We start from the raw sequence: 16,590 nt of genomic DNA, 5'->3' as shown, positions 1-16,590 counted from the left end.
AAAGAAAAAAACAAGATTTAACAAAAAAAAATATAAACGAATTATGAACATTTGATGAATTCTAATTGCAACTTTTTGATTTTTCTTCTGATGATTTACTAATTTATTTTTCATATTTTCGTTGTTGTTTCGTTACTATATTTTCATATTTGTTTTTGATAAAAAAAATACACGTTATGAATTCATACAATTTGATTATTTCTGGTTACTGGTGGCTGTTGATATTATTTGTAATAGCTGGATTTGCATTATCTTTTTGGGCATATAAAACTACTATCCCTCCAATTTCAGAAAAAAAGCGATATCTGCTTATTGCTCTTCGTGGATTTGCTCTTGCAATTTTGATTTTTGCTATTTTTGAACCAATATATTCAATCACTCGTGCATTTATCGAAAAACCCCAAATAGCAATTCTTCTCGATAATTCTATCTCTACCGGTACCACTGATGCAAAAGGCAATAGATCTGAAACTTTTAAAAATGCCCTGATTAATTCTAATATTGATAATCTGGACAATATCACTTTTCTCTTCGATAGTGATGTCAAACAATTAGATAAATTCAATATTGATAGTTTATCGTTTGATGGCAGAGCAACTGACATTTCAAAAGCAATTCGCAGGTTGGATAGATACCGCGACGAAGACAATATCCGTGCCATTGTGCTTTTCACTGATGGTGCATATAACGCTGGTGCAAATCCTATTTTCGATGCAGAACGCTTCACTACTCCATTTTACGTTGTCGGCATTGGCGATACAACCGAACCCATAGATATTGCAGTTTTATCAGTTGTTACTAACGAAATTGCTTACGTCGATAATAAAATTCAAATTATGGTTAATTTCAAAGCAAATGGCTTTTCAAATAAAACTGTGAAATTAAAATTATTCTTTAATGAAGAAAAAATTGCTGAACAAGATATTTTAATCGAACAAGGCAGAGAACGCTATTTTCATAATTTCGAATATATTCCTACTAAACCAGGTAACCACAAAATAACTGCGCAAATTGACCCGATAGATAATGAAATTACCCGCAAAAACAACTCAATTTCTGAATTTATCCGTGTTTTGGAAAACAAGCGAAATTTCGCAATTTTTGCAGGCTCTCCTTCCCCAGATTTATCGATGATTAAACAATCAATCTTACTCGAAAAAGGTGTTGAAATTAAAGAATTTATCCAGAAAAAAGGTGCCGAATTCTACGAAGCACCTAACTCGAAAGTTCTGCAATCTAGCGAACTTATTGTTTTTGTCGGCTTCCCTATTCAATCAACCCCGAAAAATGTTATCGATATGATAAAACTTGAATTAGAACGCGGGAAACCGCTTCTTTTCATTGCCTCGCAAACCACAGATTATAATAAACTTAAAGAATTTCAAAATTATTTACCTTTTATTGTGGTTTCTTCGCGTCCGCAGGAATTACTTGTTGTTCCTGATTTCAAAAGTTCTGCTCTTTCTTCTCCAATATTAAGAATTACCGGAAGCGAAGACGATCTAAAACTGTGGAATTCCCTTCCACCACTTTTTCGCACAGAAACATTTGTTCGTCCAAAAGCTGAAAGCGAAGTTTTAGCAACAATGAAAATCAACAACGCTCCTTTGAATGAACCTTTAATTATGTCCCGACATTTTCAAAATAGCAAATCTATCGCTCTGATGGGGTATGGTTTACACCGATGGAAGCTTTTTGGTTATGCTTCTGAACTTGCAAAAGGACGTCAAGCCGAAGACTTGTTGAACATATTTGTCAATAATAGCTTGCGATGGCTTTCCGTTGCCGAACAGGCCAAGCCAGTCAAAGTTCGTACTTCGCGCAAATTCTATAACGAAAATGAAGTAGTTGAACTTTTTGGCGAAGTTTACGATGCTTCCTATAATCCTATCGAAAAAGCAAATCTTAAAGCTAAAGTAATAGGAAAAGGTGAAACCCGCGAAATAACTCTTGTCCCAACAGGACAAGGTAACTACTACGCAACTATCGAGGGGCTGCCGTCGGGTGATTATTCCTTCTCAGCTGAAGCAACTCTCAACAACAACTTTCTCGGTACAGACGATGGTAGATTTTCCATCGGTGAAATTTCTATTGAATATTTGAGCTTGAAAATGAATGAACCACTTCTTAAAAAAATTGCTGAAATCAGTGGTGGGAAATTCTATTATCCGGATAATGTTTCATCTATTGTAGATGATATTCGAAGCAATAGATTTTTTACTGAACGTAGCATAAAAAAACGCGACGATATAATTATCTGGAATCTACCTTATTTGCTTATTCTTGTTGTTCTGCTTCTTTCAGCAGAATGGTTTATTCGTAAGCGAAGCGGTATGTTATAGAGATGCAAAGCTTAACATAAATAGAGACGCAATGTTCTGCGTCTCTATGTTGAATTATGTTGAATATTACATTAAATTAATTTAAAAAAATCATTCAAATTCAACCAACAGTTCATTCTTCGCAACGGATTTACCCGTCGAAACAGCAACGTAGCGAATTTTCCCATTCATTGGTGATGTTATCGTATTTCTCATTTTCATTGCTTCAAGCACTAGTAATTTATCGCCTACTTTTACGTTATCACCAATTTTTACGTACACTTCACGTATTACACCTGGAATAAATGCTGTAATCTTTTTCGGATCTTTCGGAACATATTTTTTCCGTAAGGTAAATTTTTTTGTCAGTTGCGTTTCGTAAACTGTATCATCAAGAATTAATTTCCCAAGATTTTCGTTATTCATTTCTACTCCATTAGAATGGTGGAACACCGTGTTTTTTCTTTGGCGGAACATCTTCTTTGTTTTGCGAAACCCACAAAGCGTGGATGATGAAATCGCGTGTTTCTTCCGGTGTGATTACTGCATCGATATATCCATTTGCAGCTGCTTTATATGGATTAGCGAATTTTTCGATATATTCTGTAACCTTTTGTTTACGCATCTCTTCTGGATTTGGTGCATTAGCAATTTCATTTTTGAAAATAATATTTGCAGCACCCTCCGGACCCATTACAGCAATTTCTGCAGTAGGCCAGGCAAACACAAAATCAGCTCCTAAATGGCGGCTACACATTGCAATATATCCACCACCGTAAGCTTTGCGTAATATCACAGTCGTTTTCAATACTGTTGCCTCGCTATATGCATAAAGCACTTTTGCCCCATGACGAATTACACCTGCGTGTTCCTGGTCAACACCTGGCAAATATCCAGGCAAATCAACAAGTGTTAGCAAAGGAATATTAAATGCATCGCAAAATCGAATAAAACGTGCTGCTTTATCCGACGAATCTACATCAAGCACTCCAGCAAGTACCAGAGGCTGATTACCAACTATTCCAACTGTTTCTCCATTGATTCTTGCAAATCCAATCACTATATTTTTTGCCCAATGTTCTTGAACTTCAAGAAAATCAGAATTATCAACCAGTGCCTTAATCACGTCGCGAATGTCATAAGGTTCATTTGGCTCTTTGGGCAATATTTCTGCAATTGGCTTGTCAAAAATTGGCGGTTTAGGTTGGAATTTGTCCGCTTTCTTGCGATTGTTCCACGGAATAAAAGTAACAAGGCGTTTTATCTGCTCAAAACATTCTTGCTCGCTTTCTGCATAGAAATGTGCATTCCCAGAAATTTCCGCATGAACACGGGCGCCACCAAGCTCTTCCATCGAAATTTCTTCACCAAGCACTGTTTTAATTACTTCTGGTCCCGTGATGAACATCTTAGAAATTTTATCCACTACGAATACAAAGTCTGTCAGTGCAGGCGAATACACTGCCCCACCAGCACAAGGGCCTAATATTACCGATATTTGTGGAATAACTCCCGAAGCTCGTGTATTACGGAAAAATATTTCTCCATAGCCTGCTAATGAATTAACACCTTCCTGGATACGAGCGCCACCAGAATCATTTATCCCAATAAGTGGCATACCCATTCTCATTGCGTGATCCATCATCTTTGTGATTTTCTTTGCGTGAGCCAGTCCCAAAGAACCACCTGCAACAGTGAAATCTTGTGCATAAATACAAACGGGATGCCCCAGAATATTTCCTGTACCAGTTATCACACCATCGCCCGGCAGAAACTTCTTGTCCATTCCGAAGTCTTCTGCTTTATGCTCGACAAACATATCATATTCGTGGAACGTCCCTGGATCAAGCAAATACTGAATGCGTTCGCGTGCAGTGAGCTTCCCCATCTTTTTCTGTTTTTCAATTGCTTGCTCGCCACCGCCGATTTCAACTGTTTTCTTTCTTTGGAAAAAATCTCGTACCCTATCCAGAAATGACATACTATTTTTCCTTAAAAATTTCACAACATTATTTTCTTCACAAATATAAAATTAATTAATCAATATTTAAATAAAAATTTACATAAGTTTTTGCAATACAATTAATTATAATTAATCAATTGGTTGTTTGTCCCAAAATTGAACCAAAAAAGTTAATTTTTTTACATTTTTCTTATTAAATTATCTTATATTATTTAAAAAAATTCATAATTCTATAATATGCTCAATGGTATCAATTTATTAAAATCACTTTTCAGCACTGACGGAAAATGGCAACTTAAAACTTTGCTCACCCTTATTGCATTCTCTATTGTTATCGCTGTTGTCATCTTTACTCAAGTACTTGTCAATGAACTAATTCAACACGAACAGCGAATTATAAGATTATATTCCAATACATACAAACATTATTCGGACCCCAAAAAAAATTTAGAGTATCTTATTTTCTTTTTGGACGAAATTACACCAACTATTACTTTTCCCGTTATTATGACAGACGCAAACGATGAACCACTCGAAGATTTTGCCTCTTACACCCTCAATATTAATCTCAGTAAAATGATGACTATCGAAGAACAGCGAGCCTTTCTCAAACGTTATATTCAAAAAATGAAAGAAAATTATGAACCGATAATTATTGAGGACGAAAACGGTGTCGTTGTCCAAAAAATTTATTATACTCATTCTGAATTAATTGACAGATTACGCCTTTTCCCATTTGTCTCTTTAATTATTATTTCAGCTTTTGTAGCTATCGGATATGTTGCTTTCAGCAGTGTGCGAAAAAACGAACAATCCAAAGTCTGGGTTGGTATGGCTCGCGAAGCTGCTCACCAGCTCGGAACACCATTGTCGAGTTTATTAGCCTGGCTCGAAATTTTGCGATATTCCAAAGACGACCCCAAAGCAGTCGAAGATACAGTTAATGAGATGAGTAACGATATTAATCGCTTGCAAATTATCACAACTCGCTTCTCAAAAATTGGTTCTATGCCAGAAAAAGAACATATTGAGCTAAATACACTGATTGATGAAGTATGTAGATATTTCGAAAAACGCTTGCCCCACCTTGGACGCAAAGTCGAGATTGTCCGGGAATTCAGCGAAAATATTACAGTCGAAGCTAACCAGGATTTGCTTGCCTGGGTTTTTGAAAACTTGCTTAAAAATGCTGCCGAAGCAATCGAACACAAAGAAGGTAAAATTATTATTCGCACTACAAAAGTTTCTCACAAATACGCACTTATTTACATCGAAGATAATGGTAAAGGGCTCACAAGCAAAGTTCGCCGTAATTTATTCTATCCCGGCTTTACGACAAAAAAACGTGGTTGGGGGCTTGGTCTCAGCCTTGCAAAGCGTATTATCGAAGATTATCACAACGGTAAAATTTTTGTCAAAGAAACTCAATTAGGAAAAGGCACAACTTTTGCTATTGAAATTCCATTAAATAATTAGTTAGTTATATGTATCTGGAAAACTATTTTTACATATTCTCTGTTGCTTTAGTATTTTATGTTTTTTTGTGGTTGCGAAAAATTTTTCGTAAAGAATGGATTGTTTCATCTGCATTTTTATGGACGTTAAAAATTTCAATACTTGTCCCTTTTTGGGCAGCTTATTTCTACGTTATTATTCCGTTTGTTTTCCCTTATGTCGAAAACTATATTAATCCACCTGATAATATTCAACAAATAATAATTGAAAATACAGAAAATACCGAACAAAAATTCCTACTCATCGGCAGAAAATTCAAATCAGATATTTGGGAACCAGTCTATGATAAATCACCTATTAGTTTGAATAAAATGCCAATATTTTCTGTAAAAAAAAATGATGCATACCAAATCAATACTCGAAGTGGGTTAAAAGATTACGATATTATCGGTGTTGTCAAATTATTGGGATTTAGCTATAAATCGGATCCCTTTATAGGTTACGCATTCGCTGTCCCATCTATTCCAATAAAAATATATTCACACGAATTTTGGCATAAAACAAAATTCGAAAAGGTTAAAGTTGACATCAAAAAAGAAATCTTGCTCTTTATTTTGTCTCTAACTGCTACTCTTGGAATACTATTTCACTTAATTTCAACAAAAGGAAAACTAATCCTTCGAATTATTCTTTATATTGTATTTTCCTTAATCCTTGCTCTTTCAGCATATTTAACCATTCAAACTGCTTCTACTCTTGTGTATTTTCTTCGTTAGTATCTCTGTCCTCAAATAATGCATCAACAAATTCTTTTGGGTCGAATGGTTGCAAATCATCAATCTTTTCGCCAACCCCGATATATCTAACAGGAATATTCAATTCATTAGCAATTGGTATAACAACTCCACCTTTTGCAGTTCCATCTAATTTAGTGAGAACTATGCCCGTTATATTTGCAACTTTTGAAAACTCTTTTGCTTGCTGAATTGCATTTTGTCCTGTAGTAGCATCTAATATCAAATAAACATCATTCGGTGCATCGGGCTTTAATTTTTTCACAACTCTTGTGATTTTTTCGAGTTCAGCCATCAAATGCCCTTTATTATGCAGTCGTCCTGCTGTGTCAATAATTACAACATCCTTTTTCTTTGAAATTGCAGATTTAAGCGTATCATACGCTACTGCGGCGGGGTCGGCTCCCTGCTGTTGCTGAATAATCTCGACTCCTGCTCGTTCAGCCCATATTTCTAATTGTTCGTTTGCAGCAGCTCGAAAAGTATCAGCTGCTCCAATCACGACGTTTTTGCCAACTGACTTATAATTGTACGCCAGTTTCCCGATTGTTGTTGTCTTCCCAACACCATTGACGCCAACAACAATAATTACCCACGGAGTATTCTCTTCAGGAATTTCATATATTGCGTCATTTTTTGCTGATGGGGATTCAACAAGTAGATTTAGTATTTCTTGTTTCAGTAGGAAATACAAATCTTCTGCATTTTCGTACCCTTCTCGCTTAACTCTTCTCCGCAGTGTTTCTATTATCCTTTCAGTTGTTGCTACTCCAATATCCGATAAAATTAGAATTTCCTCTATTTCATCTATCAAAGCGTCGTCAATCTTTCGTCCGCCTCCGAGTAATGCCTTTAAATTATCTACTAATGAATTACGTGTTTTCGATAGTCCTTGCTTAATTTTATCAAAACCAAGTGCCGTAGTTGCTTGCTTAACTGCTTCGGTAAATTGCGTGGTTGCTTTTTCAACTTGTTCGGTTACTTTATCTTTGATTTTCTTAAAAAAATTCATTTCTACTCCATTGTTTTAAACTCAAAATTAATTAAAAAAAACACAAGAAAAAAATTAAGTGTTCATTAATTAAACTACTTAATTTAATTTTATATCTTATAAAAATAAAAAAATACATATATTTGCAATTTAATATAAATGGATAGTGTTATGAATATATCAGACGCTCATTGCGATACTTTGACCGCATTTAGAAATAACATTTTTTTTTGTGAAAACGCCCATTGGAATTTGCCGAAATTTCAATCTGTTGGTGGGCGACTCCAATATTTTGCTCTTTTTACTGAACCCGAGCTTGTAGGCGATACTGCTTTAAGTTTTGCTGTCAATTGCATTGGGCGCCTTCTTAAACAAATGCCCGGTGATGTCAGATTGCTCACAAAATCAAGCAATTACGATGAAAGTAAAGTAAATATTTTACTCTCCATCGAAGGTGCAGCTCCAATAATTAACGATATAAACAATCTTTATGCTTTCTATTCTCTTGGTGTGCGCGCAATAACTTTGACTTGGAACCATAGGAATTTCCTTGCCGATGGCATCGATGAACCTTTCGGGCTTACTTCTTTCGGCAAAGAAGTTATCATCGAAATGGAAAAACTCAAAATGATTGTTGATGTTTCTCATTTAAATATTGCTGGCTTCGATGATGTTGTCAACACAATTTCTTCTCCTTTTATTGCTTCACATTCTAATGCTCGCTCAGTTTTCGACCATCCAAGAAATCTTTACGACGAACAAATTCAGGAAATTATCAAAAGAAAAGGTTTCATTGGCATTAACCTTTATTCTAATTTCTTGGGTGACGAAAAAAACAATCTGAAAAATAAAATGCTTGAACATATTGAACATATATTAAAACTCGGTGGCGAAAAAGTTTTAGGTTTTGGCGCTGATTTCGATGGCATTACTCATTGTCCATTCTCTGGTGTGGAAAGCTATCCCGAAATCTATGAAATGCTTAAAATTGCTCTTACTGATGATGATTTAGTCGATAAAATAATGTTTAGAAATTTGAAAGATTTTACTCTAAACTATATTCAATAAGATATGAAACACTATCATTTTGGTGAAATTTCTTCCACAAATGATTACATTGGACATCTTCTTCAAATCGAAGATGAAGTGGTAGTTACCGCTGAATTCCAAGCAAAAGGACGTGGTAGAAACGAAAAAAATTGGTTCGGAGGATATCGAAGCAATCTGTACTATTCTTATGGGAAAAAACACAAAACGGAAGTTAATTACGAAGAACTTGTTTCTTATCAATTTGTTGGTTGCCTTGCCGTATTGGAGTTGCTTGAAGCAATTGCTCCAAACATTTCCTTTCGCCTTAAATATCCAAACGATGTTTATGCCAAAACTCCAAACGGGTGGAAAAAAATTAGCGGTGTGCTTGTTGAACATTCTTTTTCCGGCGATCGTTGCGAAAGCTCTGTGATTGGTATTGGAATAAATGTGAACCAGAGAGAATTCCCAATTGCTGAAGGAATTAATCCTACCTCTCTGTCTCTTTTGGGTATCGAAACAGAACCTGAAAGATTGATCGAACCACTTTCTGGTAATATTAAGAAATACTTAGAACTTTCTCCCAGTCAAATATTCGAGAAATGGTCTAATAAGTTGAATATTATTAGCAAAATTGTTACTGTTTCAAACAAAGATGGTTTATGGCAAGCATCAAAACTTTATCCTACTGGTCAATTGGAACTATTGTCATTGGATACAGGTAATTATATTTTTGTTGATAATTCTGATTCAATAAGGTATGAACTGGATTAAGAAAAAAGCACTTGCTATTGATATTGGGAACAGTAGAATAAAACTGCTCGACGATGATATTTTTTCTGTTTATGAACTTCAATATGATAATTGGCTCAAAAAACTTGAAAAATATATTTTGAAGGATAATGATTATAAATTCATAGTTATTTCGAGCGTAAATCAAGAGGCTTATTCATATTTAACTAAATTATTAAAGGAAAAAAGTATCCTATTCTCTAATGCATCTGATATTTTAGAAAAATCTCAAATTGTAAATTTTTCACGTGTTGAAGGTATGGGAATAGATAGACGTCTTGGGCTAATTGCTGCTGTTGGTGAGTTTTCTCCACCGCTGGTTACAGTTGATTGCGGAACAGCCATCACCATTAATGTGCTCATAGAGCCAAATATCGCTTTGGGTGGTGCTATTTTCCCTGGTTTGCGAACCCAAGCTAAGTCATTAGAAAAATTCACTTCATTGCTTCCATTTGTTGAACCTGTCAAACCAACCTCATTTTATGGTACAAATACTATCGAAGCTATACAGATAGGGATCTTCAGTTCAGTAATTGGTGGGATTAAAGAAGTGATTACTAACTTATCTCGCAAAAAATTCAAAAGGCAAAAACCTACCGTTGTTGTTACTGGTGGCGATGGACCGCTTATTGCAGACAATTTAAGTGGTTTTGACGTTCATTTCGATCCAAATCTTGTTCTGAAAGGACTTCAAAAATTAGCAAAATCAGTTAAAATTTTCTAATTTTTTTGTTAATTTGTATTGTAGTTTTTAGTCTAATATCTAATAAAGGAAAACAACTATGAAAAAAACATTCTTTTGGTTTGTCGCATTAATTTTCGCTCTTGTTTCTTGCAAACAAGCTGAAAAGCCAGCCGAAGTTGTTGAGAAATTAACACTTGCGAAAGTCCTGTCTGATAATTTTGAATACAAAGGTGGACAAGTCGAACTTGAAGGTATGGTTCTGCACGTTTGTGCTCACAGTGGTAAAAAAATGTTTATTGGCAATCCTGATGATCCTGAGCAAAAAATTCAGATTTTCACAAGCGATAAAATTTCCTCTTTCCCAAAAGATTTGGAAGGAACAAAAGTGTCCGTCGTTGGTACTCTTGAAGAAGAAAAATTAGATATTGAGTACGCTAATAAATTAGAAGAAGAAATAAAAGCCGAAGAGAAAGAAAACTCCGACCATTCATGCGAATTCGAAGAAAGTATGAAAAAAGTTGAAAACCTAAAGCAAAGAATTCAAAATAGTCCTAAAGGGTATATTTCTAAATACACTATGACAGCTATTTCTTTTAAAAAATTATAAACAGAAATGTTGCTCAATTTGTATCGAGACGCCTCACCGAGCGTCTCGATATTTTTATATATATGTTCAACTAACCACATTTAATTATGAATTTATACAAGCTTAATCGTACTCTTCATCGAGATTTGGGCTATTTCTTTATTGGCATGACACTGATTTATGCCGTTTCTGGAATTGCTATCAATCATATCAAAGATTGGAATCCGAATTATATTATTAGAAAAGAAGCATTTCAGATAGATGAGAACTTATCTCGCGATAGAATTGACAGAGATAAAATTTCCCAAATACTTAATTCTATCAATGTTGATTCATACAAAAGCCATTACTTTCCCAAAAATAATATTTTGAAAATTTTTATTGATGGTGGTAGCGTTACTTGCGAGTTAAATACTGGTTATTGCGAAGTTGAAACTATTAAACGGCGTCCAATTTTTTTTCATCTCAACAAATTGCATTATAATCCTGGAAAAATCTGGACATATTTCTCAGATTTTTACTGTGTAGCACTGGCATTTCTTGCTATTTCCGGGCTTTTCATCATCAAAGGTAAAAATGGATTAAAATGGAGAGGAACTATTTTGGGAGTTGTTGGTATCATTATCCCAATCCTGATATTATTGTTGTATTTATAAAATATTTGTTGCTTTTTAATTTTTTTTTAACTATAATAAAATGAAAAAATTCTACCACTATTAAAAAGAATATCGGAGGCGAAATGAATACCGAAACAAGCTCTCAAAATCCCTCGATTACTTATTTTTCAATCGAGGCTGCTTTAAAAGATCCCCTTAGTGTTACTCGCTTAGACCTACATTTCAAAGATTTAAACAAATTTCCAGAACAAATTTTCGAATTCCCTAACTTAGAAGAACTTTTGCTATGGAATAATCAAATAGAAGAAATTCCAGAAGAGATTTCTCAACTTACTTCACTTAAAAAATTAGACCTCAGCGGTAACAAAATTAAAAGCGTTCCAAAAGCCATTACTGAGTTACGAAATCTCAATGTACTTGTACTTAGTTGGAACGAACTCGAAAAATTACCTGAAAGTATTGGCGAGCTCATTAACTTAAAACGTTTAGGATTGAATAACAACAAAATCAAACGGCTTCCCGATAGTATTGGTAACTTGACAAATTTACAGGAACTTGTTCTTAGCGAAAATGAAATTTCAGAGCTGCCAGAAACAATCGGAAAATTAGAAAATTTAGTAAAATTGCGTGCTCCAGGAAATTTTCTCGCAAAATTACCTAACTTTATTTGCAACTTGAAAAAATTAGAAAAACTTGAAGTTCACGAGAATAATTTAGCTGAACTTCCTGAAAATTTTGGCGAACTGGAAAACTTACAAAAATTCCGAGCTTATAAAAACTTATTGACGCATTTGCCTTCATCTATCTGCAATTTGACAAAATTAAGAAAACTATTCCTCTACGAGAACGAACTTCAAGAATTGCCAGATAATTTCGGGAATTTAGTTGAATTACAAGAACTCGATTTAAGCTTCAACGAGATTTCTTCTCTTCCACAAAGTATAGTCAATTGTAAAAATTTGAAGAGTGTCATTCTTACTAAAAATAGTTTTAGCGACGAAGAGAAACGAAAGATAAATGAAATGCTCAAAGACGTTAGTATAATTTGGTCATAATTCTATTTAAAATAAATATAAATTGAAAAAGGCTGTCCCTTTTGTTAGCGACAGCCTTCTTAATTTAAGAATAACTGAAAATCCTATTACTTTTTCTTTCCTTTATTTTGTCCCATTCTAGCAATTTTTTCAGCTTCTGGGAATAGATTTTTAGCTACTTGCAACTGTTTGTCTATATCGCTGAATACCAAAGCTTGCTTGGAACGGTCAAATACTATATTGGCAAGCAGAGCCTTAATTACAGTCTTAATATAGTCCTTGTCGGTTTCAGAATCTTTTTCGTCCCAGGTTATTTCCTTGCTTTCAACAAACTTTCTGAATGCTTTTAAATCATCATTAGATACATTAAATTCTTTGTAAAAAGTGCTAAAATTATTTTCGTATTTAGCTCTTAACTCTTTTCCATTGTTATATCGAGTGTTAATAAACTCGTTGTAGAGATTTTTGCTGCGAATTTGCGCCGATAATTTAGTTATTGTATCGCTTTTGACAATATAGTCAGGTGTTATTCCTCCACCTCCTAAAACAGTTCTACCTGCACGTGTCTTGAATAGTGGGATGGAATCAAGCTCAATTTTATCTTTTCCTTTTTCTGCCTTCATTTTTTCAATAGTATGGTCAAGATTTAATCCTTCTTCGAGTTCAAAACGTTCCATAAAACGCTTAAAATACTTATCTTTATCTTTATATGGTCTTTGAATTGATCGCCCTGATGGAGTATAGTATCGTGCAATTGTTAATCTGAATGCTGAACCATCCTGTAACGGATATTGTCTTTGAACGAGTCCCTTTCCGAAGGAAGTAGTTCCAACAATGAGTCCACGATCTAAATCTTGAATCGCTCCTGAGACAATTTCGCTTGCTGAAGCAGAACCATAATCTATAAGTACAATTAATGGTATATCTTCAAGTTGATTACCACGACGCGAACGATATACTTCATTAGCGTCTTCCATTCGTCCAAGGGTATAGACAATCGTATCGCCTTGCCCTGGAAGAAATTCATCAGCCATTAAAAATGCTTGGTTAAGATAGCCACCTGGATTACCACGCAAGTCAAGAATAAGTCTTTTCATTCCTTGACTGCGTAATTCATTCGCTGCATTGAGCAATTCTTCGTGAGTGGTAGCAGAGAAACGATTAATTGAAATTACCCCAATATCAGTTCCTTCCAAAATGTAAGATGCAGTAACGCTATACAGGGGAATTTTGTCTCTAATAATAGTGAAATTCATTGTTCCTTTTTGTCCTGGACGATAGATTTCTAATTCAACTTTAGTGCCTTTTGGCCCGCGTAATTTTTTTGGTACGTCTTCTTGTCTCATTCCAATTGCAGATACACCGTCGATTTTTACAATTTTATCGCCAGCAAGAATTCCAACTGCTTCGCTTGGACCTCCAGCAATAGGAGAAATAACAGTAATTGTATCGCTAATTATGTCAAACTGAACCCCAATTCCCTCGAAAGAACCTCGCATATCTTCATCAACGCGTTGCATTTCCTCAGCATTAATGTAGGTAGAGTGCGGGTCAAGGTCGCTAAGCATTCCCTTGATTGCTGATTCAGTGAGTGTGTTTGGAGAAACTTCGTCTACATAATTTTTGAATGCTGTGTTAAATACTGTTTTGTATTTTTCAAGCTGGTCGAAAATATTGTCGCCTGAAATCAAAGGACTTAAGAACACACCAGCAACTATTCCTAATCCAAGAAGTGATAGATAGAGCGAAATTTTTCTGTACATTATTGTTCCCTACTGTAAAACTTAATAATCAAATATAGCAATTTTAAAAATATTATTAATATATAAACGTAAAAACTATAAATAAAGTTTCTATCAAAATTGAATTTTTCTCTTAGTTTTGATTAAATTAATTAATTATGATTGTTAGTTATCACAGGGTTAATAAAAATATAAAAAAAGTATAAAAAAAATGTTTTGAATTTTCAAATTATTTATTAGATTTGTTGAAAAACATTGAAAATATTGAAGTAAATAAATATTTCTAATAATAAGAAAGAAGTCAGGTATTGCAAAATAATTCAGGTATAGATTTTTATTTGTTTCACTTATAGGAGCTTTATATGAAGCAAATTTCTGTTTTATGTTTAATCCTTTTACTCATTGTAGGAGTAGCTGAAAATTCAGTTGCTCAAACTTATGGTCCACCGACTTCTTCGTGGACTGTTACACCTAACCCAGGTGAGTACGGGACTATCCTGTTCAAACCTGTACAATATGGTGGTGTTTTTATGATTAATGGTCGTCCAATGGCAGCAGGTGATGCTATTGGTGTGTTCTTCTATGATGGCACTGTCCGCAAATGCGGTGGTTACATTGTTTGGCAGGGCACAACCAACGATATGAACTATGCTTTAAATGTTTGGGAAAACGACACTCTTACTCCAAACATTAAAGAAGGTTTCTATCCTGGCGAAACTCTCAACTTTTTGATGTGGGACGCTCAATTGCAAATGGAAGTTCCTGTAACTAATCTCGTTTGCAATACTAATGGTATCCCTGCAATTAATTATCCGTATCTCGGTCCGTGCCAAACAACTTATTCCGGCAGTATGTTGTTTATGTATGATGCTATTTATGGTGATGCTCTTGTTCCACCAACATTGTTATCGCCTCAAAACTTGTCTACTAATATTGCTTTAGATCCTACTCTATCTTGGCAAGCAGTTCCTACTGCTACAGGATATATGGTTGAAGTTTCCACTTCAAATACTTTTGCTACTACAGTTTATAGTGGAACAGTTGCAAATACGTCCATTCAACTTACCGGATTGTTGAACAACACAACTTATTACTGGCGTGTTAAGGCACTTCGTAATACAACTGAAACTAATTGGTCAAATGTTTGGTCATTTACTACTTTACCAGGTGCTACTGGTTACACAGTTTCAGGGTATATAAAATACAAAAACAGTGCTCAAACCGCAATGAATAACTGTACAGTTACACTAAAAGACTCCCAGGGAATAACTATTGCCACTACAACCACAAACACTCAAGGCTTCTATGAATTTACTAATGTTGCAGATGGCAACTATACATTGCAAATCACTACTGCTAAAGCCTGGGGTGGATTAGCAAATATTGACGTTCTTAGAACAAGGCAGCATTTAGCAGGTGTTCAAGGAACGATTACTCCATTATCAGGTGTTAGACTTTCAGCTGCTGATGTGCATATTCTTGGAGTAGTTAATGCTGTAGACGTTTTGCAAATGAGACGAAGATTAGCACAACAAAGTTACAGCTGGACAGCTCCTGATTATATCTTTTATCCGTTAAATATAACTATAAACGGAGCTAATGGAACTCTTAATATTGAGTCACTATGCTCTGGAGATGTTGATGGTAGCTTTACTCCACCATCCAATTAAATTATTATGATGTCCGTATTAAATTTTCGGATTAATATTGATTTTTTTGAATTCGTTTCTTTGAATAACTTGTTGATTGAAAAAATTAATGTTTAACAATATTAAAGCAATAGTATGAAAAAAATATTTTATATAGCGGTTTTCTTCTTTCTCTCATTAAATTTATTTTCTCAAAGTAATACAGTCATAACATTAGAATTGGGTACAGTAACAGCGGTACCGGGACAACTAGTGTCAGTTCCGGTAAAGATATATGGGGCGAATGGGCCTAATGCAATTGTGTTAGCAGAATTATATATAAGTCATGGGACTGGTATAACAAAGACGGGCACAGGTACAGGATTTGCTGATTATCATCCATTGTGTCCCGCGGCAGACTGGGTAGGTAATATGAGCTATTCACCAACGATGATAATGAATGGGTGGATAGCAGGTGATTTATTTAATAAGAGTTTTCCTGACGGTTCCGTAATGTTTAATATTAACGTTATATATAATGGACCAGGAGCAGTACCATTTACATGGGGAGTATCGAATTATGGGCAGGTGTCGTTTGTAGAGAACGAGAATGTAGATTTATTGGTAGAGAACGGTGGAACTGTAACTATATCTTATGTCAACGGTGGAATAATTCCGGCAGGGCCGACGCTTGCAGCACCGACATTATCATTACCGGTGAACAATGCGACAAATGTATCGATAAATCCGACACTTGAATGGAATGCAGTAAGTGGAGCTACAGGCTATGTATTGCAGGTATCGACAAGCAGTACATTTGCAACAACAGTATTAAATCAGAGTGTAACAGGGACGACATATAATGTAAGTGGGTTGAACTACAATACAACATACTACTGGCGAGTAAAAGCTACTGCTGGAACAACTGAAAGTGATTGGTCATCAGTATGGTC

15 protein-coding genes are annotated in these 16,590 nt (G+C 34.9%); 11 read left to right on the top strand and 4 right to left on the bottom strand.

The window, feature by feature from the left end; genetic code table 11:
- Positions 1 to 176: 176 nt before the first annotated feature.
- A complete protein-coding gene (locus AC6QZF_RS09160) occupies positions 177 to 2,342 on the top strand; it encodes a vWA domain-containing protein (RefSeq protein ID WP_499799583.1) in 2,166 nt (721 codons plus the stop codon).
- Between the two features lie 90 nt (positions 2,343 to 2,432).
- Here the strand turns inward: AC6QZF_RS09160 and AC6QZF_RS09155 are convergent, their stop codons facing one another.
- Positions 2,433 to 2,747, bottom strand: coding sequence for a biotin/lipoyl-containing protein (locus AC6QZF_RS09155; RefSeq protein WP_499799582.1), 315 nt, complete (start codon positions 2,745 to 2,747; stop codon positions 2,433 to 2,435).
- 10 nt (positions 2,748 to 2,757) lie between these two features.
- Entirely contained in the window at positions 2,758 to 4,302 is a 1,545-nt protein-coding gene (locus tag AC6QZF_RS09150; protein WP_499799581.1) for an acyl-CoA carboxylase subunit beta, read from the bottom strand.
- 219 nt (positions 4,303 to 4,521) lie between these two features.
- Here AC6QZF_RS09150 and AC6QZF_RS09145 point away from each other — a divergent pair, with 219 nt between their 5' ends.
- Both AC6QZF_RS09145 and AC6QZF_RS09140 read left to right on the top strand, forming a co-directional pair.
- On the top strand, positions 4,522 to 5,760 hold the full coding sequence (locus tag AC6QZF_RS09145; protein WP_499799580.1) for an ATP-binding protein: 1,239 nt from the start codon (positions 4,522 to 4,524) through the stop codon (positions 5,758 to 5,760).
- A gap of 8 nt (positions 5,761 to 5,768) precedes the next feature.
- Positions 5,769 to 6,515, top strand: a complete 747-nt coding sequence (locus AC6QZF_RS09140; RefSeq protein ID WP_499799579.1) for a hypothetical protein — start codon at positions 5,769 to 5,771, stop codon at positions 6,513 to 6,515.
- Here the strand turns inward: AC6QZF_RS09140 and ftsY are convergent.
- Complete coding sequence (gene ftsY / locus AC6QZF_RS09135) at positions 6,490 to 7,545, bottom strand: signal recognition particle-docking protein FtsY (RefSeq protein ID WP_499799578.1); 1,056 nt, start codon at positions 7,543 to 7,545, stop codon at positions 6,490 to 6,492. The genes AC6QZF_RS09140 and ftsY overlap by 26 nt on opposite strands.
- Before the next feature lie 150 nt (positions 7,546 to 7,695).
- Here ftsY and AC6QZF_RS09130 point away from each other — a divergent pair, with 150 nt between their 5' ends.
- The 6 genes from AC6QZF_RS09130 to AC6QZF_RS09105 all read left to right on the top strand — a co-directional run bounded on the left by AC6QZF_RS09130 (position 7,696) and on the right by AC6QZF_RS09105 (position 12,288).
- Positions 7,696 to 8,592: a dipeptidase gene (locus AC6QZF_RS09130; protein ID WP_499799577.1), complete on the top strand. Its 897-nt coding sequence runs from the start codon at positions 7,696 to 7,698 to the stop codon at positions 8,590 to 8,592.
- A 3-nt stretch (positions 8,593 to 8,595) separates the two neighbouring features.
- A complete protein-coding gene (locus tag AC6QZF_RS09125; protein WP_499799576.1) occupies positions 8,596 to 9,327 on the top strand; it encodes a biotin--[acetyl-CoA-carboxylase] ligase in 732 nt (243 codons plus the stop codon).
- Entirely contained in the window at positions 9,314 to 10,069 is a 756-nt protein-coding gene (locus tag AC6QZF_RS09120) for a type III pantothenate kinase (protein ID WP_499799575.1), read from the top strand. Before AC6QZF_RS09125 ends, AC6QZF_RS09120 begins: the two co-directional genes overlap by 14 nt.
- Positions 10,070 to 10,127: 58 nt before the next feature.
- Complete coding sequence (locus tag AC6QZF_RS09115; RefSeq protein ID WP_499799574.1) at positions 10,128 to 10,637, top strand: hypothetical protein; 510 nt, start codon at positions 10,128 to 10,130, stop codon at positions 10,635 to 10,637.
- 86 nt (positions 10,638 to 10,723) lie between these two features.
- Positions 10,724 to 11,272 carry a PepSY-associated TM helix domain-containing protein gene (locus AC6QZF_RS09110; RefSeq protein WP_499799573.1) on the top strand — a complete coding sequence of 183 codons (549 nt, stop codon included), beginning with the start codon at positions 10,724 to 10,726 and terminating at the stop codon, positions 11,270 to 11,272.
- An 83-nt stretch (positions 11,273 to 11,355) separates the two neighbouring features.
- On the top strand, positions 11,356 to 12,288 hold the full coding sequence (locus AC6QZF_RS09105; protein ID WP_499799572.1) for a leucine-rich repeat domain-containing protein: 933 nt from the start codon (positions 11,356 to 11,358) through the stop codon (positions 12,286 to 12,288).
- A gap of 86 nt (positions 12,289 to 12,374) precedes the next feature.
- Here AC6QZF_RS09105 and AC6QZF_RS09100 read toward each other — a convergent pair whose 3' ends face one another.
- Positions 12,375 to 14,030 (bottom strand): S41 family peptidase, encoded by a 1,656-nt coding sequence (locus AC6QZF_RS09100; protein WP_499799571.1) that lies wholly within the window; start codon positions 14,028 to 14,030, stop codon positions 12,375 to 12,377.
- Positions 14,031 to 14,371: 341 nt separating this feature from the next.
- Between AC6QZF_RS09100 and AC6QZF_RS09095 the strand changes: the two genes are divergently transcribed.
- Positions 14,372 to 15,679 (top strand): SdrD B-like domain-containing protein, encoded by a 1,308-nt coding sequence (locus AC6QZF_RS09095; RefSeq protein WP_499799570.1) that lies wholly within the window; start codon positions 14,372 to 14,374, stop codon positions 15,677 to 15,679.
- Positions 15,680 to 15,793: 114 nt separating this feature from the next.
- Positions 15,794 to 16,590, top strand: a 797-nt coding sequence (locus AC6QZF_RS09090; protein ID WP_499799569.1) for a fibronectin type III domain-containing protein, incomplete at its 3' end; no start/stop codon positions are given.

Origin of the sequence: Eximiradius sp. (assembly GCA_937127445.1) — a bacterium.
Taxonomy (GTDB): Bacteria; Bacteroidota; Ignavibacteria; order Kapaibacteriales; family UBA2268; genus JAKIZO01.
The sequence above is the reverse complement of the archived record's forward strand: the minus strand, read 5'-3'. Positions and strand labels throughout refer to the sequence as shown.